17 protein-coding genes are annotated in these 21,211 nt (G+C 34.5%); 11 read left to right on the forward strand and 6 right to left on the reverse strand.

The window, feature by feature from the left end; genetic code table 11:
• Window positions 1-3 precede the first annotated feature (3 nt).
• The 4 genes from QY331_14840 (at window position 4) to QY331_14855 (ending at window position 3,665) form a co-directional block, all read left to right on the forward strand.
• Window positions 4-1,299, forward strand: a complete 1,296-nt coding sequence (locus QY331_14840; GenBank protein ID WKZ69236.1) for a hypothetical protein — start codon at window positions 4-6, stop codon at window positions 1,297-1,299.
• Between the two features lie 161 nt (window positions 1,300-1,460).
• Entirely contained in the window at window positions 1,461-1,982 is a 522-nt protein-coding gene (locus QY331_14845; protein ID WKZ69237.1) for a hypothetical protein, read from the forward strand.
• Between the two features lie 7 nt (window positions 1,983-1,989).
• On the forward strand, window positions 1,990-2,541 hold the full coding sequence (locus QY331_14850; protein ID WKZ69238.1) for a hypothetical protein: 552 nt from the start codon (window positions 1,990-1,992) through the stop codon (window positions 2,539-2,541).
• A gap of 2 nt (window positions 2,542-2,543) precedes the next feature.
• Window positions 2,544-3,665 (forward strand): hypothetical protein, encoded by a 1,122-nt coding sequence (locus QY331_14855; protein WKZ69239.1) that lies wholly within the window; start codon window positions 2,544-2,546, stop codon window positions 3,663-3,665.
• On the opposite strand, the gene QY331_14860 is transcribed toward QY331_14855, so the two are convergent.
• The gene (locus QY331_14860) at window positions 3,662-4,570 is read right to left on the reverse strand and encodes a TIGR01777 family oxidoreductase (GenBank protein ID WKZ69240.1); all 909 of its coding nucleotides are present in this window, start codon (window positions 4,568-4,570) and stop codon (window positions 3,662-3,664) included. The two genes, QY331_14855 and QY331_14860, sit on opposite strands and share 4 nt — an antisense overlap.
• A 108-nt stretch (window positions 4,571-4,678) precedes the next feature.
• Here QY331_14860 and QY331_14865 point away from each other — a divergent pair, with 108 nt between their 5' ends.
• The 3 genes from QY331_14865 (at window position 4,679) to QY331_14875 (ending at window position 8,433) form a co-directional block, all read left to right on the forward strand.
• A complete protein-coding gene (locus QY331_14865) occupies window positions 4,679-5,509 on the forward strand; it encodes a class I SAM-dependent methyltransferase (protein WKZ69241.1) in 831 nt (276 codons plus the stop codon).
• Between the two features lie 7 nt (window positions 5,510-5,516).
• Window positions 5,517-7,919: a DUF5686 family protein gene (locus tag QY331_14870; GenBank protein WKZ69242.1), complete on the forward strand. Its 2,403-nt coding sequence runs from the start codon at window positions 5,517-5,519 to the stop codon at window positions 7,917-7,919.
• A gap of 112 nt (window positions 7,920-8,031) precedes the next feature.
• Window positions 8,032-8,433, forward strand: coding sequence for a HEAT repeat domain-containing protein (locus tag QY331_14875; protein WKZ69243.1), 402 nt, complete (start codon window positions 8,032-8,034; stop codon window positions 8,431-8,433).
• A gap of 63 nt (window positions 8,434-8,496) precedes the next feature.
• Here the strand turns inward: QY331_14875 and QY331_14880 are convergent, their stop codons facing one another.
• Window positions 8,497-10,518 (reverse strand): PAS domain S-box protein, encoded by a 2,022-nt coding sequence (locus QY331_14880; protein WKZ69244.1) that lies wholly within the window; start codon window positions 10,516-10,518, stop codon window positions 8,497-8,499.
• A gap of 551 nt (window positions 10,519-11,069) precedes the next feature.
• On the opposite strand from QY331_14880, the gene QY331_14885 reads away from it, so the two are divergent.
• The 4 genes from QY331_14885 (at window position 11,070) to QY331_14900 (ending at window position 15,806) form a co-directional block, all read left to right on the forward strand.
• Window positions 11,070-11,534, forward strand: a complete 465-nt coding sequence (locus QY331_14885; GenBank protein ID WKZ69245.1) for a hypothetical protein — start codon at window positions 11,070-11,072, stop codon at window positions 11,532-11,534.
• Between the two features lie 62 nt (window positions 11,535-11,596).
• Window positions 11,597-13,792 carry a TonB-dependent receptor gene (locus tag QY331_14890; GenBank protein ID WKZ69246.1) on the forward strand — a complete coding sequence of 732 codons (2,196 nt, stop codon included), beginning with the start codon at window positions 11,597-11,599 and terminating at the stop codon, window positions 13,790-13,792.
• Window positions 13,793-13,933: 141 nt separating this feature from the next.
• Window positions 13,934-14,545, forward strand: a complete 612-nt coding sequence (locus tag QY331_14895) for a nitroreductase family protein (protein WKZ71308.1) — start codon at window positions 13,934-13,936, stop codon at window positions 14,543-14,545.
• A 109-nt stretch (window positions 14,546-14,654) separates the two neighbouring features.
• The gene (locus tag QY331_14900; protein WKZ69247.1) at window positions 14,655-15,806 is read left to right on the forward strand and encodes an ATP-grasp domain-containing protein; all 1,152 of its coding nucleotides are present in this window, start codon (window positions 14,655-14,657) and stop codon (window positions 15,804-15,806) included.
• A 53-nt stretch (window positions 15,807-15,859) separates the two neighbouring features.
• Here the strand turns inward: QY331_14900 and pruA are convergent, their stop codons facing one another.
• The 4 genes from pruA to QY331_14920 form a co-directional block, all read right to left on the reverse strand.
• On the reverse strand, window positions 15,860-17,488 hold the full coding sequence (pruA, locus tag QY331_14905; protein WKZ69248.1) for an L-glutamate gamma-semialdehyde dehydrogenase: 1,629 nt from the start codon (window positions 17,486-17,488) through the stop codon (window positions 15,860-15,862).
• A 166-nt stretch (window positions 17,489-17,654) separates the two neighbouring features.
• Window positions 17,655-18,314 carry an FAD-binding oxidoreductase gene (locus QY331_14910; protein WKZ69249.1) on the reverse strand — a complete coding sequence of 220 codons (660 nt, stop codon included), beginning with the start codon at window positions 18,312-18,314 and terminating at the stop codon, window positions 17,655-17,657.
• A gap of 262 nt (window positions 18,315-18,576) precedes the next feature.
• The gene (gene aspA / locus QY331_14915; GenBank protein ID WKZ69250.1) at window positions 18,577-20,445 is read right to left on the reverse strand and encodes an aspartate ammonia-lyase; all 1,869 of its coding nucleotides are present in this window, start codon (window positions 20,443-20,445) and stop codon (window positions 18,577-18,579) included.
• Window positions 20,446-20,593: 148 nt separating this feature from the next.
• On the reverse strand, window positions 20,594-21,193 hold the full coding sequence (locus QY331_14920; GenBank protein ID WKZ69251.1) for a thioredoxin family protein: 600 nt from the start codon (window positions 21,191-21,193) through the stop codon (window positions 20,594-20,596).
• Window positions 21,194-21,211 lie beyond the last annotated feature (18 nt).

Raw genomic sequence — 21,211 nt, forward strand, 5'->3', positions numbered from 1 at the left:
CAAATGGGTGGAAAAGCTACAATATTATTAGTCCTTGGTTTTTCAATGATCTTTATGGTTGTCGGTTATAATTTTAACAACCTCACAAACAGATCAGTTGATAACTCAATAAATTATTTCTCAAAGACAACCTCATACAATATAGCCGGAGGCGGCGCAAATATGGCGTTGAATCAAATTTTTCTTGATCCAACTTGGCGTACAGGTTATAACAATCTAGGTATTGGCGATGGCAAAGTAACCGTTACGGTTACGGATACAGGTGATGAACTAGTTGTTACATCTGTTGGAACCTACGATGGAGAATCTTCGACTGTAATTGTTAAGTTAGCAGGAAGTAGTTATGCCAAATATGCATGGTATGCCGGAAATATGAGTTCAAAAGTATTTGTAACAGGTGATACCGTTTGGGGACCACTTCATACTCAATCAAAATTAAATATTGGAGGAAATCCCGTATTTTGGGGAAAAGTTACAGCTTTAAAAGGCATAAACCCATCTGAAAAGAACTTAGCGAAAAGTGGTTACTTCCCCAAATTTTATGGTGGTTATGAATCAGGTGTTGATATGCCAATTCCAAACAATTACCAGTTTACTGATCAAAAAGCTGCGGCACTTGATGGTGTAGCTAGTGGAGGTTCATCATATTTTACAGGAACCGATGTGTGGTTAACTTTTAACGCAGATGGAACGGTAACTTATAGAACAGGAACCGGAAGTGATAGCTCGACATATAGTGCTCCTATTACTGAATCTCTATCCACTTTCGCACCTAATAAAATAATCTATGTTGGTTTTGGAAATATCTATACATCGGGAACTCTAAAAGGGAAAATTACAATAGCGGCAGGAGAATCATCGGGAACAGGCCATGGTAATGTTTATTTAGTTGATGATTTGGTTTATACACAACCACCAATGGTATGGGATGCAGCAGAAGGCAACTATGTTGTTAATGAGAACTCAACTGACATGTTGGGAATTTTAGCAAGTAATAATGTTAGAGTTGCAAACACAACAGCAAATGTAGCCGATAAAGATATAAATTTACATGCAGCAATTTTTGCCGCTCAAGGCGGATTTGAAATGGAGGATAAAACTATTCCCGAAAGTGGAACATTAAAACTTATGGGAAGTGCAGTTGCAGCAAAAGAAGAAGAGATCGCAATAGCAAATAGTTCCGGTATCATTGAACACGGATACAGACGACATGTTGTCTATGACGAAAGAATGTTAAATGCCGTTCCCCCACTCTTCCCATCAACGGATAAATTTGAAATTGTTTCTTGGTATGAGTAATCAAAAGTTTTTTTTCATAATGAGGCAATTTATCAATTTATTACATACCTTTTTAAACTTCGTTGGGATTTCTAACTAATTTCAGCGTGTTTTCTAGCATGATTTTTGCGTAACTAATTGTTTATCTTTAGTAATTATCAGACAATTGTAGAAAAAAAATTATGGGCGGAAATTTATTAATAACATTAGGGGCTTTAAGTTTAGTAGGTTTATTGGTTTTAACAACCAATAATAACATCATGAATAATAATGTTACTGTTGCGGAAAGTGAAATTGTTATCACTGGTATTTCTTTAGCACAATCGCTGATAGATGAGATTAAAACGAAAGCGTTTGATCAAGTGGAAATAACCGGAACTATAGATTCACCATCTGATTTATCATCAACACTCGGTCCTGAAGCCGGCGAAAAAGTAGCAACACCTGATACTTCCAGTTCACAAGCTTATTCATCTCTTTCTGCTTACAATGATGTGGATGATTATAATGGATACTCAAGGACTGTTGATACCGATATTGCCGAGAATTTTTCATTAACGTGTACAGTTCAATATGTTCAGGTTTCAAATCCGGACATATTATCCGGGACAAGAACATATAGCAAATTAATTACTGTAACAGTTACAAGTCCATTTTTCACAACACTTCCTTCAGTTCAGATGAGAAGCGCAATTACTTATTAGGTAATCGATGGCATATTTATTAGAAATAGTTGGTTCATCATTTATAGGCGGAATGATAATTTTTATCATTCTTAATCTAAATTCTAATGTAATGCAGAATGCCGGTGAAATGTCTTTTGATAAAATTGCACAGGAGAATCTTACTTCGTTAGTCGAAGAAATAGAATATGATTTAAAGAAAATCGGTTATAGATCACCAGATCCTAAAATAGTTTCTGTTGATACAAATGCAATTACTTTTAGATATGATATTGACAACAACGGAAGTGTTGAAACAATTTCATACTTCACAAGTGATACAACTATATTGAGTAATACTCCGAATCCAAGAGATATATTTTTATATAGAACCGTAAATGGAAGCCAACCTCAAACAAGTAATTTAGGAGTTACCCGTTTCAGGTTGTGGTATTATGATGCTTCTGGAAATTTAACTTCAACACCGGCGGATATACGTTCCATTAAATTTGCATTGAATGTCGAGAGTCTCTTTACCTATAATGATGAATATGTAACGACTTATATTGAAAGACTAATTCAACCAAATAATTTGAGATAGTTATGAGTGGAAAAGCAGTATTAATATTAGTACTTGGTGCGGCAATGGCTATTTCTTTAGCTTTTATAAATATTTCGGAAAATTCGGTACAAGCTACAGATAATATGGTTAGATATTACAATCAACAGAATGCGTTTAATATTGCTCAAACAGGAATACATATGTCACTTCGCCAATTAGCTGATTCAAGTTCTTGGCGAACAGGCTTTTCAAATATAAATATCTTTAATGGAAATTTGACTACTACTCTAGCAGATACAACATTAGATTCAATAAATGTTGTAATGATCACTTCTACAGCAACTGTCGGAGCCGGAACAAACTTAGCTGCTTCACAAACCTCAAGAGCTTATGCACAAATTGGTGGAAGCGGATACATGCCTGCTGCTGTGTTAGCAGCAATTACAACAAACAATCAAGTTGAAACGAGTGGTACTCTCATTGTTGATGGAAGAGATCACGATATTAATGGAAACTTAATTGGTGGAACCGGCACCCATGCGATTTGGACAACAAATTCATACAACCGAAAAGGTAATTCAAAACTTGGTTCTTCTGTCAGCGGAACAGATTATGCTCCAGCAAAGTCTGAAGATGATAATTATCGTTTAGAAGGGCAGACATATCCCGGAGGTTCTTATCCCGATAATCCTGATGAAGTTTTGGGAGGAGCCGCCATGGGTTATCCGGCCGGCACTTTAAAATCAATTGCAATGAGCGGAAAAGGCGGTAGTCAATATGTTACAAATCCTGCTCTCCTTTCGAATCCCCTGAAGGGAGTTACTTATGTTGAACTAGCTTCAGGCGGAACATGGAATCCTGCCAACATTCAGGGGGAAGGGATATTGATAGTTCATAATTCTACGAAAGATGCTGTCATTAAAAATATAAATTGGTCTACGTTTAAGGGGTTAATCATTGCGGACGATATTGTTCATGTTCATGCTGATATAATCGGTGCTTTGATTGGTTTATCACCCTCACCTTCAAGCGGAAACCAGATTGGAAATGGAACCGGACATGTAAAGTACTCTACCGAGGCAATTAAAAAAGCAACCACTATTGGCAGTGGAGGTTTAACCTCAGGTAATAGCTCATCAAATGTTGTCGCATGGTGGGATTAATCTAGAATATTTCTTAAAGCCTCACTTAAATCAGTATATCTAAATTGAAAGCCGCTTTCTAGAGTTTTCTTTGGAAACACTTTTGATCCTTTCGTTACTACTTCTACGGCTTCTCCCAATACAAGTTTTAATACAAATTCCGGGATTTTAAATATTGATGGACGATTTAATATTTTACCAATTGTTAATGAGAATTCATTCATTGTTACAACATTTGGCGCAACTCCGTTGAATGCACCGTGAATTTCATTATCTACAGCATAAATAAAAAGAGCTGCAATATCAGCAATATGTATCCATGGCATCCATTGTTTACCACTACCGAGTGGACCACCTATAAAAAATTTAAATGGTGTTAACATTTTGGCTAATGCACCTTCAGTTTGCTCTAGCACAATTCCTGTTCTAATGCTTACTCTTCTAACACCGCATTTTTCAACATTTGTTGCTTCCTCTTCCCATTTTTGTGTTACATAAGATAGAAATCCACTGCCATGTTCAGAATTTTCATCAACAATTTTATTGATAGAATTATCATAAAATCCAATTGCAGATGCACAAATAAAGACCGGCTTTCTTTTCGATTTGCAAATTGCATCTACTAAATTTTTTGTTCCGATAACTCTGCTTTTTTCAACTTTGTTCTTATGTGATGTAGTCCATCTTCCTCCCATAACATTTTCACCGGCAAGATGAATTACTGCGTCTGCTTCATTAATCTCATCTGACCAATTTCCAATTGAATTAAAATTCCATTCAATATACCGATAAGCGCCCGGGATTTCTTTTTTAGCTGATTGTGGATTACGGGAAAAAATAATAACCTCATCCCCTCTCTCAATTAATTTGGTTGTGATATTCGAACCGATTAAACCGGTTGCACCTGTAATTATTATTCTTTTCATGTTTTTCTCGATTTCTATAATAAACGTATATTTGCTCTGAAAAGTTTAATTATACTTGTAAATAAACAATAATACGAAAAATATTAATCTTCAAATTACGGAGTGATGATGTCAAAGGAGTTTTATAGGAATGCAAAGGCGTATGACGTAGCTTTTTTAGATAGAGAATTCGACAAGGAATGCGATTTCCTTGAATGGTGTTTTAATAACTATTCCAAAGTAAAAAAATCAAATAAGCAAAATCGTTTTGTTGAACTTGGCTGCGGTCCTGCACGTCACGCAAGAGAATTTGCAAAACGAAATTGGAAATCAATCGCCTTAGATCTCTCAGATGAAATGATTGAATACGCAAGGCATGAAGCAAAAAAAGATAATCTTGATTTAACCGGTATTGTGGCAAACATGATTGACTTCAAGTTAGATAAAAAGGTTCCACTTGCTGCAACATTAATGGAAAGCATTGCTCATATAACACGAAATGAAGATATGGTTGAACACTTCAAATCTGTTGCTGCAAATTTGAAAAAGGGTGGACTATATATTATCGAAGCGACTCATCCCCAATTTTATTTTCCTGACGATGAACCAAACACATGGATTTCAAAGGAAGGGAATTTTTCCGTTGAAATAACTTTTGGTGATCCTAACGATTCGTACAATTCTTTAAATCAAACTTGGCTTTCTACAACACGATTGAAAATCAAAAATGGAAACGCACCTCAAGTTATAACGGAAAGTAGAAGTGAAGTTAGATGGTACTTATTACAAGAGATGAAGTTACTTATAGAGAAAGCGGGAGTTTTTGATAAAGCTTGGTTCTTTGGAAGTCTTTATAGCATTCCACCTAAACCGCTTGATGAATCTGAAGATTCCGATGCAATGGTTATTGTCTTAAGAAAAGCTAAAGATAAAGTAAAGAAAATCGAATTTAACATTTAGAGGCACAATGATTATTAAATTTATAACGGCAATATTTTTCACTTGCTCAATTTACTTTGCTCAAACTTATGAGTTGAAAGGTAGAATAATTGATGCTGTTACCGGTCTACCACTTAGTTTTGCGAATATAAGAGTTTTAGAGACTACCAACGGAACTGCAGCAAATGTAACCGGAGAATATTCCTTAAAATTATCCATAGGTTCTTACAAATTAGCTGCTTCATTTATTGGCTATGAAACGGATACAGTAAACGTAAATTTAACGAATAGCTTGACCGTAAATTTCGCATTAAATCCGGCAACGGTTGAACTTGCCGAAGTCACTGTAACTCCGGGTATCAATCCTGCTATTGAAATAATCAAAAAAGCGATCCAAAGAAAACACGAAAGGAATTCTCGGTTAAACTCATACATATTCTATGGTTATACCAAGGGGAAAATTTTAACAACTGAAGAAATTTCTGCTGGCAGTAACAGTGTTGGTATCGGGCTAGGTACTGCCGACACATCCGAATTAAAAATTACGGGGATAATTGAAAACCAAAGTAAAGGTTACTTTCTGAAGCCCAATTATTATAAAGAAGAAATATTAGCACGGAAGCAAACATCAAACTTTCCTTCCACAATAAATATTCTAACCGGTGGAAGACTTATCCAAAATTTTTATTCGGATGATATACAATTTTTTGGCAACAATTTATTAAGTCCGATAGCCGATAATTCACTTAATTACTATTACTTCTATATCGAAGATACATTAGCAATGGATAAGAATAAAATATTCCAAATATACTTTTCTACCATTGATAATGATGACCCCGGGTTTTACGGAAGAATATTTATAAAAGATAAAACTTATGATTTACTCAAAATCGATGTTGATCTTAATGCTGCGGCTAATCCAGGTGGTATATTTACAAAGGTGAATATCTTTCAACAATTTACGGTATATGATAGTATTTATATGCCGATTGATTATAGATTGTTTGTTGAAGGAAATTATCTTGGTTTATTCAAATTTGGTTTTGAACTCAATTCAATTTTATATGATTATGAAATTAATCCCGGACTTGCCAGTGATGATTTCAGCATGTTGGTTTTAAAAGTTCAACCGGCGGCTGATGAAAAGAATTCTACTTATTGGCAGTCGGTTCAAACAATTCCCTCAACAAGTATCGAAGCACAAGCTTACCAAAGAATCGACAGCTTGGAATCGATTGAAAGAACTTTTTGGGATAGGTTTTCTATTCTTTCCAGTATTATTAATTATGATGATAACATTTACTCATCCGCACCTCTGGGAATGTATCACTTCAACAATGTTGAGGGACATTCAATCGATTTTAAATTAGGATTACAAAATTTGCTTAATGATCGATTCGATTCTGAATTAAATTTAAGTTACGGTTTCTCAGATAAAAAGCTTAAGAAAGAATTATCCGCAAAGTATCTGTTCGGAGATTATCGAACATATTCATTTGATTTATCGGTATTTGATAAAACAAATGTTTTGTTTGACAACTCGGATAATTACAATACTTTCACTTCTACCTTAACTAGTCTGTTCGGCAAATATGATTTTAGAGATTATTTTAATTCTACCGGAATTGAATTTGATTTAGCCGGCGAGATATTTCCCACTCTCAAATTAAGTTTGGGATTTCTTAATAGAACAGATAAAAGTTTGCTGACAAAGAGTGATTTTTCCTTTTTTAGCAAAGACAAATCTTATTCACCAAACCTTTCAATTTATGACACTAAGATTAACGCATTAAAAATTGGTTTTGATTTTGACTTCAGAAATTATATGGAAGATGGAAAATTCCGAAGAAGACTTGGTTCAAATAATACAAGAATTAGTTTTGGCGGAGAGATACTTCTGAGTCCGACTTTATTAAACAGTGAAATGGATTTCCAGATATATAAATTTAATATAAACTCATTTATAAAATCATTCGGATCAACTTCTGCACGAATAAATCTTACTTCAACTGTTTCAAACGGTGCAATACCTTTTCAATTTTTGGAAGCACTTCCGGGTAATATTGAGTCATCCGGAAAAAGTAATTCATTCAGAACATTAGGTTTTGCTGAAATATATGGCGATCGAGTTATTTCAACTTTTATTGAATACAATTTTGGTTCCGAACTATGGCGATTACTAAATATTCCACTTCTTAAAGATTGGCAAATTAATTTAACCACACATCTAAACGGAGCTTTTGTCGATTTATCAAAGGAAAGTAAAAACATTTTATTGCTTTCACCAACGCTATTTCTAAAACCATTTTGGGAAGCGGGTTTTGGTATTTCTCATCCTTTAATTCCGCTTCAATTTGAATTTACTTGGAAATTGAATCACCGCGGAGATAATAACTTTGTATTTGGAATAAATACCTTTGTCTTATAGTAAATATTATCATGACAATTCGTGACAAACTCTTACCTTAACATGACAACCTAGCTGCAATCTCTCTCGTCAGAATATGTAGAAACCAAAAAAATTATTCTCGGAGGGAGAAATGAAACGCACACTTACTTTAATAGCTCTTGTAGTTTTATTAGTAGCATCAAACAACTTTGCTCAAGCAAAAGAAAAATTGACTGACAATCAACTTCAAACATTGATCACAGGTATTAAGTCTGATAATCCCGGTCTCAAAAGAAGCTCAATTTTCTTCGCCGGATATTATAAACTTACGGAAACTGTAGACGTTCTTAAAGATGAAATGCTAAATGCCGAAAATCCCGACATACAAATTTTAGCAGCGTTGGCACTTTATGAAATTGGAGACGATAATGTAATAACTGACTTAAATATGCTTGCTAAGAATAAAGACGAAGATTATAAAGTTAGAAGAATGGCACAAGCAATTTATGAACATTGGGTCAACGATAAAAATTTTGTAAGTGCAGCATACTAATCCCCTCTACAAAGAAAAACCGCTGATTATCAACGGTTTTTCTTTGTCTTAACAAATTTAATTTTACTTCTTTGGGATTGTAAACGAAAATTTAGTTCCTTTTCCAATATGACTTTCAACAAAAATTTCTCCGCCATTTTTCTCAATCATTTCTTTGGATAAAACCAAACCCAACCCGGTTCCTTTTTCTTTATGCGTCCCTAAGGTTGTATAGTTAATATCAATTCTAAAAAGTTTTGCAATATCTTCTTCAAGCATTCCAACACCGTTATCTTCAATTGTAACCCGGACATAATCTTTTTCGTTTGTAGAACTAATTTTGATTACTGAATTATCTTCCGAAAATTTTATAGCATTCGAAATGAGATTTCTTAGAATAGTTGAAATCATATTTGCATCTGCATAAGCATAGCATCTCGTATCACTTTCAAATTGCATATCGATCTTTTTACTCTTTGCACTTTCACGGAATAATCTTAGTACAACATAAATTGCTTCTTGTATGTCAACATTAACAGGATCAATTTGATATTTATCGGTTTGCATTCTAGACCAATCAAGCAAATTGTTAAGTAACTCAAAAATGTTTCCCGAAACATTTTTAATGTGGTGGATATACTCTTTTAATTCATCTTTTTTTAATTCATCAAAATCTTCAAGTAAAATTTCTGTGTAGCTTAACAAAGCATTAAACGGACTTCGTAAGTCATGAGCTATAATGGAAAAGAATTTATCTTTAGCAGAATTTGATTTTTTCAGTTCTTCATTATAGTCTCTTAAGTTTTGAACTTCGGATTTCCTTAACCGGGTATCCCGCGCAACAACCAATAAATTTTCATGTGAATTATGCTTCTTGAGTTTATTAACACTAATTTCTAATGGAATTTTAAGTCCATTTTTACATATTAACTTCACTTCAAAAAGGAAGAGTGAATTGATCTTTTCACTGTTGGCTATATAATCACGAATTTCATGTCCATATTCTTCACTAAAAAGTTTGTAAATATTCCGACCCATTAGTTCAGAAAAATCAAATCCCGAAAGGCTGAGTCCAGCTTCATTTACATAATTTATTTCACCATTTACATCGTGCATAAGAATCATTTCATCAATGTTGTTTGTTAACAACTTATATTTCTCTTCACTTGAAATTATATTCAGTTGTGCTTTTTTTATTTCATTAATATTTTCACATGCAATCAAAATTGTTTTCTTTTCGGCCGGAAAATCTAAAACACTTGCATATTCTCTTACCCAGATAGTTTCACCGCCTTTTGTAATTTTTCGCAGTTCCCAAACAAGTGTTGACCCCTTTTTAGCCAAACATTCTTTAATGTTTTTTGTGATCATTAATTGGTCATCGGGATGGAATACACTTTTTACATTTTTACCGACTAATTCTTGTGCTTCATAGCCCAAATCAATTTTAGTTCTTTCGTTTGCGTCAATTACTTTTCCATTTTCATCAACAATAAAAAGCATAAGTGGATTTTTTGAATATAACATTCTGAACTTAAGTTCATTATTTTTGAGTTCCTCCTCAGTTCTTTTGTACTGAATTGCTTTGGCAATCTGCTCGGAAACGAATCTTAGAAAGCTTTGATGTGAATCTGAAAAAACCAATTCAGATTTATTTCTTTGCAATGCCATAAGCCCGATTGTCTGATTATCATTTGTCTTTAAAGGAACGCCAAGCCATTCACTGAACATTTCCGAAGTTTCGGAGATCTTTCCGGTTTTTACTAATTCATTAAACATTTTTGCGGTTATTAATAAAGGATTATCATGATTGATAGCAAAAGTAGTTATGTCATCAAAACCTTGAGTGAATTTCTCGGAATTTAACGATTCATCCAATTGATCAAAGTAGAACGGATATGTAATTTCTTTTGTATCGTTATCATATAATGCAATGTAAAAGCTATCGGAAGGGATATATTCGCTAATTATCTGATGAACTTTGTTAAAAAGTTCATCTAAATTTTGAGAATTATTAATAGATTCTGAGATTTCTAAAACAGCACGTGGTACAAAATTAGTCTCGGGATTAGAACTGCGATAATCAAATTCTACCCTATCATCCATAAGGGATAAATCCTTATTACGTATTTATATTTTTATATTAAGTTAATCAGTTTAGATTTGTTTTTCAATAATTAATTTATAAAGTTTTTTAAATGGCTGGTTTTATTTGGACTTGAAATCTGTTATTAATATTTAGTACATTTATTGAATGATTTTAATGCAAAAGATATCGCAATCAAGAAAGCTCAGTACATCAGTTTTAATTTTATATTCTCTCTTGTATCTCTGTCTTGTTTTTCACTTCCATCCAATTAATATTGTTAATGGCACTGAACATTCTTTTATAAATAGTCAACATGACGGATTATCCGGTTCACATCAAACACTACATTGCGATATTTGTCATTTACTATCTACATTTAATTATATACCGGCTTCAGATTTTACCATCTCAGAATTTTCACTTATTTCATTTGATGAATTCAATTTTCAATCAATTCCTCTCCAAAGACTTTCTTTTAGCTCCAATTCGCTTCGCGCTCCTCCAATAGTTTAGCTTTTACTTGCACAACTAAACAAAAAGATTTCACTAAATTTCTAAGGAGGAGAATATGTTTACTATTCTTAAAAAACCAGTATTAGTTTTATTTATCAGTTTATTCGTTTTTGTATTTACTTCATGCGGCGATGATGATCCAGTTACACCACAAGAAGAACATTTTGAGGCAATCGGAACAGTAGTTTATGATGCAACCGGTGCTGAAGTTGTAAGAATTTTACGTGGTGTAACTTCTGATACACTTTTTGCCAAAGTCGGCATATTATCGGATCATTATAATGTAAAGTTTTTAGATGAAGATGAAAAAGTTGTGAACCCGCCTACTGATGATGAAACAACGATGGGAATTGATATCACTGACACAAATTTACTTGCATTCGAACAAGATGAACTCGGTGCATTTGAATTTCATTTAGAGGGTAAAGCCGTTGGAATTACTACAATAGAAATTAAGATATTGCATAATGGACATAGTGACTATCGTTCCGGTTTGATTCCTGTTAAAATTGATAACTAATGATTTTTTCTTCTATAAATATAAAAGTCACAAAATTTTATAAAGACCACAACAGGAAGTTTGTGGTCTTTCTACTTTTTTTACTTCCAACATTTTTATTAGGACAACATCCCGACATACATCTTTCCGGAATTGTTCTTGATGGCGAGACAAATAGACCAATTGAAAATGTGAATATCCGAACAACAGGCGAGGATATTTTTACAACCACAAAAGCAGATGGAAGTTTTGATCTAATCTTCTCTGAACTTGGAATTTATCAATTAAAAATCACGCACGTTGCATACAAAGAAGAACTAAAAACAATCGATCTGGAAAAAGTTAACCACCAGCAGCTAATTTTATATCTCATTCCGAAAGCAATTGATATGGCTCCTGTAATTGTATCAGGACAAAACATAATGTCCAAGTTTGATGAAATTTATGAATCGTCAAATGTTTTACGCGGAAAAGAATTACAAAGAGAACTTGGATTAAGTCTTGCCGCTACATTAAAAAATGAAACAGGATTAGCCATTCGGTCAATGGGCCCTGCACCTGCACGACCTGTGATTCGCGGACTCGGTGGCGATAGAGTTTTGATCACAGAAGATGGAAATAAAACTGTTGACCTCTCTGCCACTTCACCAGATCACGCTGTTACCATCGAACCTTTTGGAGTAAACAAAATTGAAGTATTGCGCGGACCCAAAGTATTGATTCATACTCCTACAACTTTAGGTGGAGTTGTAAATGTTGTTAGAGATGAAATCCCAATAGAAGTTCATGATAAAATTTACGGAGTATTTGGAACCTACGGTGAGAGTGCAAATAATGGTTATTTGGGTTCTCTAATTACAGAAGTACCTCTTAAACCATTTGCGCTGAGGTTAGAAGGAAGTAGAAGAAAAACTGAGAATTTGAATACTCCTGTAGGAAAACTTGATAATTCTTATTCGCAAAATTATAATTGGAGTCTCGGTGGAAGTTACTTCCCAGCATTTGGGATGGTTGGTATCTCTTATAGAGATTTTAATTTAGATTATGGTATCCCGGGAGGATTTATCGGCGCCCATCCAAACGGTGTAGATATTGAAATGTACAAACGACAATTTAACACAAAAGTTTTTATTGATTTGCCTTCGAAATCTTTCGACAACATCGAAGCACATTTTAGCACTGCAGTTTACCGGCATAAAGAATTTGAATCGGGTGGATTAATCGGTTCCGAATTCAAAATAAGAAGTTACTTGGGTTATATTAATCTCAATTATAAAGGATTCGGATTTCTTAGTAATGGTACATTCGGATTATCTTCGGAGTATCGAGACTTTGATATTGGTGGATTTGTATTTACTCCACAATCTTATTCGTTTAATTTCTCAACCTACGTTTACGAGTCATTTAACTACAATAATTTTAGTTTTGAGTTCGGTGCTAGATATAATTTTGATAAGATTTCACCTGATACTCCAAAGCCGGATGCTAAAATCGGTAATATCCAAGAGCGAGATTATCACACTTATTCGTTATCGCTATCTGCGTTGTATTCTTTTACCAACATTGTTCATTTCGGAATCAATCTAAATAAATCCTCCAGAGTTCCAACCATTGAAGAATTATTTTCAGAGGGTCCACATCTTGCCGCATATTCTTATGAAATTGGAAATCCACAATTAGAAGATGAACGTGGTTGGGGTATGGAATTTTTTGTGTTCCACAATTTCAGTGATCTTTATTTTCATCTCAATGTATTTCGAAACGATTTGGGTTATTATATAATACCCAGAAATACCGGGGAAACTAACTTTGCAACATTTCTACCAATCTATCAAACCGAAGGTGTAGCCGCTCTATTTTATGGAGTGGAAGGACAGGTCAGTTATAGATTTTGGAATCATTTTAAGATTGGTTTTACTTTGAGTTACACGAGAGGTAAAATCAAAGATTCTGATAAATCTCTCCCACAAATTCCTCCCTTAAAGGGGAACGTTGAAATAAGTTATTCAACAGATCAATGGTCAATTGGAATTAACTCCGAATTAGCCGCTTCACAGAATGATGTTGATGAATTCGAAGAACCAACAGTAGGATTTGCAGTCTTAAATTCATATTTCCAATATTCATTAAATGCGGGAGATTTAATTCATAACTTTTCATTGAGCGTAGATAATATTCTCAACAAAGAATACCGCAATCATTTGTCTCGTGTAAAATCAATACTTCCGGAAGCCGGTAGAAACTTTAGACTTACTTATAAATTGTATTTTCATATCTAATTCGTAGAGATCGTAAAATTTGCGACCAGTACCGACAAACTTTCCTATTGGAATTTGAACCTTATCAACATTATCTTATCATTTATGAATAAAGATAAATTTATAGAGCTTAAGAACTTTCCTAAGTTCTCAATTGATGAAATGAAAAAACGTTCACAAGAGTTCTCGAATTTTCTAAAAAAAAGGAGAACCATTCGCGAATATTCTTCACTAGATTTTCCGAATGAGATTATTTTGAATTGCATTAAAGCAGCCGGCTCATCTCCGAGCGGAGCCAATATGCAGCCTTGGCATTTTGTAATAGTTAAAGACCCGGAAGTAAAAAAGAAAATTAGAGAAGGGGCAGAGAAAGAAGAACGTGAGTTTTACGGTGGTAAAGCACCTGATGAATGGCTTCAAGCTCTGGAACAATTTGAAACAAATGCAGAAAAACCCTTTCTCGAATATGCCCCGTATTTAATCATAATCTTCGAAAAGAAATACGGTATAGATGATACGGGAAATAAAGTAAAACATTACTATACAAAAGAATCGGTTGGAATTGCAACCGGAGTTTTAATTACTGCCTTACATAATTGTGGGTTGGCAACATTAACACATACTCCAAGTCCAATGAATTTTTTGAATGAAATTCTTAATCGACCTGAAAACGAGAAACCATATTTGATTCTTGTTACCGGTTTTCCTAAAGAAGGGACAAGAGTTCCTAACATCTCTAAAAAGTCAATTGATGAAATGTGTACAATCGTTTAATCATCTTGATTCTCACCTTAATGAAAGCTAATATTTCTCATCTAATTAAAAAGCGAGCATATCAATGACATTTTTATGCATAGCAAGTTATGAGAAGGGCTATGATTTTATGTTAGCTCTTAAAAAGTTAGGCGCTAACGTAATTTTACTGACTTCACAAAGTTTGGAAAGTGCAAACTGGCCTAGAGAGTATTTAGACGATATTTATTATATGCCCGATGTAAACAAAGAATGGAATATGAATGATGTCATTAATGCAGTTAGTTATTTAGCACGCTCCGTTAAAATAGATAGAATTGTTGCTCTCGATGATTTTGATGTTGAGAAGGCAGCAAAGTTAAGAGAACATTTACGCGTTCCCGGTATGGGTGATACAACTGCTCGGTACTTCAGGGATAAACTTGCAATGCGAATGCGGGCAAAGGAAGTTGGAATCAATGCACCCGAATTTGTTCACATATTGAATTATGATGAAATTAAAATTTTTATAAGACTTTTTGATCCACCTTATGTTTTAAAACCAAGAATGCAAGCCGGTGCAATTGGAATTAAAAAAATTACTTCACCTTCAGAACTTTGGAATGCCATAGAAAATCTTGGTGATGATCAGTCTTTTTACCTTTTGGAACAGTTTATTCCCGGAGATATTTATCATGTGGATTCGATTATATACAACAATGAGATAAAGTTTGCAATTACGAGCAAGTACGGTCATCCACCGATGGAAGTTGCTCATGAAGGTAGAGTTTTTACAAGCCGGACTATCCAAAAAGAAACGAATGAAGACAAAGCATTGAAGTTAATGAACATACAAGTATTAAACGCAATGGGGTTGCTTCGCGGAGTTTCTCATACCGAATTTATAAAAGCTAAAAGCGATGGTAAGTTTTATTTTCTTGAAACATCCGCACGTGTAGGAGGAGCAAATTTGCATGAACTTGTTAAAGCCGCAAGTGGAATTAATCTCTGGGAAGAATGGGCAAAAATTGAATTGCTTGGCGGCAAAGGCGATTATGAATTACCAAGTATTGAGAACAATCATGCTGCAATTTTACTTTCACTTGCTAAACAAGAATGGCCGGATATGAATGCTTTCCATGATGAAGAAGTCGTTTGGCGACTAAACAAAAAAAATCACGTGGGAGTAATTGTAAAATCAGAAAACTATGATAGAATTACCGAATTGATTAATGAATATGTGAAAAAATTTTACGATGAATTTTTTGCAAGTTACCCTGCACCGGAAAAGCCTACGGATTAGAAAAAAAAGAGATTCCATCTTTCCAAAAGATGGAATCTCTAAGGTTAGAAAAATTATTTCTGCATAAACGGATACTTCCAATCTTTTGGCGGATCGAAAGTTTCTTTCATTGTTCTAACCGACATCCATCTCAACAAATTCATAGCACTGCCGGCTTTATCATTTGTACCGCTCGCTCTTCCGCCACCGAATGGTTGTTGACCAACAACTGCGGCGGTTGGTTTATCATTTATATAAAAATTACCTGCAGCATTTTTTAGCTTATCCGACATTTTGATCAACGCATATCTATCTTGTGCCCAGATTGCACCGGTTAACGCATAAGGTGAAGTTGTATCACATAAATCCAATGCTTCATCAAATTTCTCATCTTCGTAAACATAAATAGTTAATACCGGACCGAAGATTTCTTCCTGCATTGTTTTAAACATTGGATCTGTTGTAACAATTGTAGTCGGTTCAATAAAATAACCTTTTGAATCATCGTAATTTCCGCCGGTTATAATTTCAGCATCTTTAGATTCTTTTGCGTAGTCAATATATTCTGTAATAGATTTGAAAGCTGCATCATCAATTACGGCGGCAAAGAAATTAGTGAAGTCTTCTACATCACCCATTTTGATTTTCTTTACTTCCGCAACATATTTAGTTTTGAATTCACTCCAGATAGATTTCGGAACGTACATTCTTGAAGCGGCAGAACATTTTTGTCCTTGATATTCAAACGCCCCGCGAAGTGCGGCAACTACAAGTGCATCAACATCTGCGGAGTTATGAGCAAAGATAAAATCTTTACCGCCTGTTTCACCAACGATTCTTGGATAATATTTCATCTTCGATAAATTATTACCGATAGTTTTCCACATACCTTGAAATACTGATGTCGAACCTGTAAAATGAATTCCAGCTAAATGTGGACTTTCCATTACAGGATTACCGACTTGTCCACCTGAACCGGGAACATAATTAATAACACCTTTCGGCAGACCAGCTTCTTCGAACAATTTCATTAACCAATAACCTGAGTAAACCGAGCTTGATGCTGGTTTCCATAGTGATACGTTACCAACTATTGCAGGAGCTGTAGGTAAATTACCCGCAATAGATGTAAAGTTAAAAGGAGTTACTGCGAATATAAAACCTTCAAGCGGTCTGTATTCAACTCGATTCCACATTCCTGCGGGAGAGTAAGGTTGATCTGACATAATTTGTGTCATGTAATAAGTATTGAATCTGTAAAAATCAATCAGCTCACATGCTGAATCAATTTCTGCCTGATAAACTGTTTTGGATTGACCGAGCATTGTAGCAGCATTTAAAGTTGCCCGCCATGGACCGGCAAGTAAATCAGCCATCTTTAAGAATATAGCAGCACGTTGTTCCCAAGGCATGTCAGCCCATTTTTTTCTGGCTTCAAGAGCTGCTTCAATTGCCATATCAACTTCTTTTTTGCCTGCTTTGTGGTAAACTCCAAGAACATGTTTATGGTTGTGAGGAATAACCATTTCCTGAGTGTTACCAGTTTTGACTTCTTCACCACCGATAATCAATGGAACTTCAATTTGTTGTGATTTTAATTCACTTATTCTTTTAGTAAGTGCTTCTCTTTCGGGACTTCCTGGGATGTAACTTTTTACTGGTTCGTTAATAGGTACCGGAACCTTGAAATACGCGTTAGACATACTGCTACCTCCATCTTCCTTCAATTTCGAAATGATATTTATTCGTACTTTTTATAAAAAAATGTATCAGTAAAAATAGTATTAACCCTTTGTAAACACAATCAAAAGAGGTGGAAATCGTCTTTAATTTGCTGCGTATTTTACGATTTTCGGTCAAAATCGAAATTTATTCTTCAATCACAACTGAATCCGGTTCAGCTCCAAGATTTTTTAAAATTTGAGTGATGCTCTCAATGAACTTTGGCGGCCCGCATACATAAAAGTTCTGCGAAAAATCTTTAACATTATTTTTGAGGAATTGTTCATCAATTCTTCCATTGTGATGTTTTGTGTTTTTCTCTTGTGTTAGTGTAGTAATGAAATCATCCCCAAGTAAATCTTTAAATTCTTTTTCAAGAATTATGTCTCTTTCTTCTTTATTAGAAAACAAAAGTTTATTGCCTTCTATTTCACCTTTGGTTTTTAAGTCACGTAGAATTGCAATAAAGGGAGTAACGCCTGCACCTCCTGCAATGAAGACACCTTTACCCTCATACTGTATTGCACCCCATGCATCTCCAATTTCGATTTTATCACCTGACTTCAACTCATGCATTTTATCAGTTACACCTTCATGATCAGGATATTTTTTAACGATGAACTGTAATACTTCATCTTCTGCCATGGAAGTAAAAGTAAAAGGTCGTTTTTCTTTTCGCCATTTATCATCGTCAATATTTACTTCTGTTGCCTGACCAGGATTAAAAGTATAGTCTTTTGGTTTTTCAACTATAAAGCTTTTTACATCATGTGTGACAAATTCGGTCATAAGAATTTTACATTTCATTTTAATCACCTCTATTAATTCAGGGAATATTAATTTATGATATATAAAATGATACTTATAAACAAGTGAAAGTGATAATTTGTAGAGTGAGCGAAGAAAAAACATGTTGGAGAGATTTTTACTGGATGTTCATTAGAATGCAATCGAAAACAGCAAATAAATTTATTTGAGAAAAATATTGCAAATATGTTATTGAGTTATTCTAAAATTGTAATTGTTAACTCTTTCTGAATCAAAGAATTTCGATACACAAATAAAAACGTTACTTATACTTCCTCGGTTTAACCATGTTTTCAGGTTTTAGTAAATCATCTAGTTGATGTTTAGTCAGCCATTTCTTTTCCAATACTAATTCATAAACTCCACGATCTTGTTCGAGTGCTTCTTTAGCTAGTTTCGTAGATTTTTCATAGCCAAGCACAGGATTCAAAGCTGTTACTAATCCAATTGAATTTTCTACAAGTTCACGACATCGTCTCTCGTTTGCCGTAATTCCATCGATGCACTTGTATTTCAAAGTCATCATGCCGTTTTTTAACATTTCGATGGATTCGAAAAGACTTTGGACTATTACCGGTTCAAAAACATTTAACTCTAATTGACCGCCTTCGGCCGCAAGAGTTACTGTTAAATCATTGCCTATCACTTTAAATGCAATTTGGTTTACAACTTCTGGAATAACCGGATTCACTTTTCCCGGCATTATGGACGAGCCGGGTTGCATCGGCGGAAGATTTATCTCATTTATTCCCGTACGAGGTCCTGATGAAATTAATCTAAGATCATTACAAATTTTTGAAAGCTTTATAGCCAATCTCTTAACGGCTGAAGAATACATCACGAATGCACCTGTATCTTGTGTTGCTTCAACTAAATTTTCGGCAAGTATAATATCTAGTTCTGTTACATCGCGTAAATGTTTAACGACTTTTTCGCTATAGTCCGGATCAGAGTTAATGCCAGTACCGATTGCCGTTGCACCCATGTTTACTTCTAAAAATAGTTTTGCATTTTGTTCAAGTCGTACAATCTCTTCCGCTAACGTTACTGCGTATGCTTCAAATTCTTGTCCGAGTGTCATGGGAACGGCATCTTGAAGTTGGGTTCGTCCCATTTTTATAACATTTGAAAACTCTTTAGCTTTATTGTGAAATGATTCAATGAGATCTTGCAGAACCTCAATTAATTTTTTGTTGCTGTTGATCAATGCGATTTTAACAGCAGTTGGATACGCATCATTTGTTGATTGAGAAAGATTGACATGATTATTTGGATGACAATGATCGTAATCCCCTTTTTCATAGCCCATGATTTCAAGTGCGCGATTTGCAATTACTTCGTTTGCATTCATATTTGTCGAAGTACCAGCCCCGCCCTGAATCATATCAACAACAAAATGACTGTGAAATCTTCCATTAATAATATCCGTACATGCGTGAACAATTGCATCACTGATTTCTCTTGAAAGGAGTCCAAGTTCATGATTAGCTTGAGCTGCGGCAAGTTTCACCATAGCTAGCCCTTCAATCAAAGTTGGAAAAGAAGCTAAAGTAACGCCGCTGATGTTAAAGTTTTCCATTCCGCGTAAAGTTTGAACTCCATAATAAAATTCATATGGTACTTCTCTATCTCCAAGCAAATCGTGCTCTTTACGTGTACGTCCGGATTGATATTGAGCCGCAATATTAATTACACGAGTATTCGCGGAACGCATTCTTCGTGAAATTACTTTTGCAATATTTGCAAGAATCTTAAAACCGATTGCAGCGTTTTCATTAAATAATTCTCTAAACTTATCGCGGTTAATAACTAGAATTTCAGCTTCACCAATAGCTCTAGCCGAAGTTGAGTGAGGTGAATCATCTAGCAACGCACCTTCGCCTATAAAGTCATACATGGTGAATATTGCTAATCTTTTTTCATCGCCAAATGGTGATTTTTTGAAAAGTTCAATTTCCCCTTTGGCAATAAGGAATAAATTCTTTCTTTGTACGTTTTCGCTAAAGAGAAAATCGCCGGGCTTGTAATATCTTTTATCTAATATTCCGGAAATACTGTCTAATTCTTGTTCGGAAAGTTCTTTGAATAGTTCAATTCGTGAAAGGAAATTGTTTAGATCGAGGTTACTCATAATTTGACCTGAATTCTTTTTTTTTGAATACAACCAAAGTAATTTAAATGGGAGTGCTAATCAAATAAATTGAAGTAACGAAAAAGGGATTAATTGAATAATATGATATTACTCAACCAATCCCTTTACTCAGGAGGCAAAAATTATCTTAATACTTTACAGAACACCCGTATGGTTTTGAAGTTTTTACTTCAACTTCTTTCCCTGACATTAATTCATCCAATGCTTTGGCTACATAATTTGTAGCTTTGGCTATATCATCTTGATCTGCCGATGGTATATCATCAATACCACCTGCATATTCTAACACACCCTTAGGAGTGATTACGTACATATGAGGTGTTGTTTTTGCACCATATGCTTTCCCGGTTGCGCCCGTATCATCAATCAAGTATGCGGTAAACTTTGCTTTATGATCGCTTGATCTCTTATTGATTTCTTCGTTTTCAAAATTACCTTGCTTGCCCGGAACAGAGGAACAGATTGTTAACCAAACTACATCTTTTGCGGTATATTTTTCTTGAAGCATTTGCATGTTGCCGCTTTCATAATGTTTCTTCACGAAAGGACAATCATAATTTATCCATTCCAAAACAACATACTTACCTTTAAAATCGGCAAGTGAATGTTCATTTCCATTACTGTCTTTCAAAGTAAAGTTTGGTGCCGCTTCACCCACTTTTGCTTCTGATGCGAAAAGTGCTAATGATATAAATAGAAACAACGAAATTAATTTGAACCTTTTCATACCAACTCCTTTATTTGT

The sequence above is a fragment of the Melioribacteraceae bacterium genome, from assembly GCA_030584085.1.
In the GTDB taxonomy this organism is placed as follows: Bacteria; Bacteroidota; Ignavibacteria; order Ignavibacteriales; family Melioribacteraceae; genus SURF-28.

Excerpts from the sequence above, each read along its gene's own strand:
- QY331_14920 (WKZ69251.1), bottom strand. The coding sequence starts at position 21,193 with ATGAAAAGGTTCAAATTAATTTCGTTGTTTCTATTTATATCATTAGCA.
- QY331_14880 (WKZ69244.1), bottom strand. The coding sequence starts at position 10,518 with ATGGATGATAGGGTAGAATTTGATTATCGCAGTTCTAATCCCGAGACT.
- pruA (WKZ69248.1), bottom strand. The coding sequence starts at position 17,488 with ATGTCTAACGCGTATTTCAAGGTTCCGGTACCTATTAACGAACCAGTA.
- QY331_14875 (WKZ69243.1), top strand. The coding sequence starts at position 8,032 with ATGAAACGCACACTTACTTTAATAGCTCTTGTAGTTTTATTAGTAGCA.
- aspA (WKZ69250.1), bottom strand. The coding sequence starts at position 20,445 with ATGAGTAACCTCGATCTAAACAATTTCCTTTCACGAATTGAACTATTC.
- QY331_14845 (WKZ69237.1), top strand. The coding sequence starts at position 1,461 with ATGGGCGGAAATTTATTAATAACATTAGGGGCTTTAAGTTTAGTAGGT.
- QY331_14885 (WKZ69245.1), top strand. The coding sequence starts at position 11,070 with ATGTTTACTATTCTTAAAAAACCAGTATTAGTTTTATTTATCAGTTTA.
- QY331_14860 (WKZ69240.1), bottom strand. The coding sequence starts at position 4,570 with ATGAAAAGAATAATAATTACAGGTGCAACCGGTTTAATCGGTTCGAAT.
- QY331_14895 (WKZ71308.1), top strand. The coding sequence starts at position 13,934 with ATGAAAAAACGTTCACAAGAGTTCTCGAATTTTCTAAAAAAAAGGAGA.
- QY331_14855 (WKZ69239.1), top strand. The coding sequence starts at position 2,544 with ATGAGTGGAAAAGCAGTATTAATATTAGTACTTGGTGCGGCAATGGCT.
- QY331_14870 (WKZ69242.1), top strand. The coding sequence starts at position 5,517 with ATGATTATTAAATTTATAACGGCAATATTTTTCACTTGCTCAATTTAC.
- QY331_14840 (WKZ69236.1), top strand. The coding sequence starts at position 4 with ATGGGTGGAAAAGCTACAATATTATTAGTCCTTGGTTTTTCAATGATC.
- QY331_14910 (WKZ69249.1), bottom strand. The coding sequence starts at position 18,314 with ATGAAATGTAAAATTCTTATGACCGAATTTGTCACACATGATGTAAAA.
- QY331_14900 (WKZ69247.1), top strand. The coding sequence starts at position 14,655 with ATGTTAGCTCTTAAAAAGTTAGGCGCTAACGTAATTTTACTGACTTCA.
- QY331_14850 (WKZ69238.1), top strand. The coding sequence starts at position 1,990 with ATGGCATATTTATTAGAAATAGTTGGTTCATCATTTATAGGCGGAATG.
- QY331_14865 (WKZ69241.1), top strand. The coding sequence starts at position 4,679 with ATGTCAAAGGAGTTTTATAGGAATGCAAAGGCGTATGACGTAGCTTTT.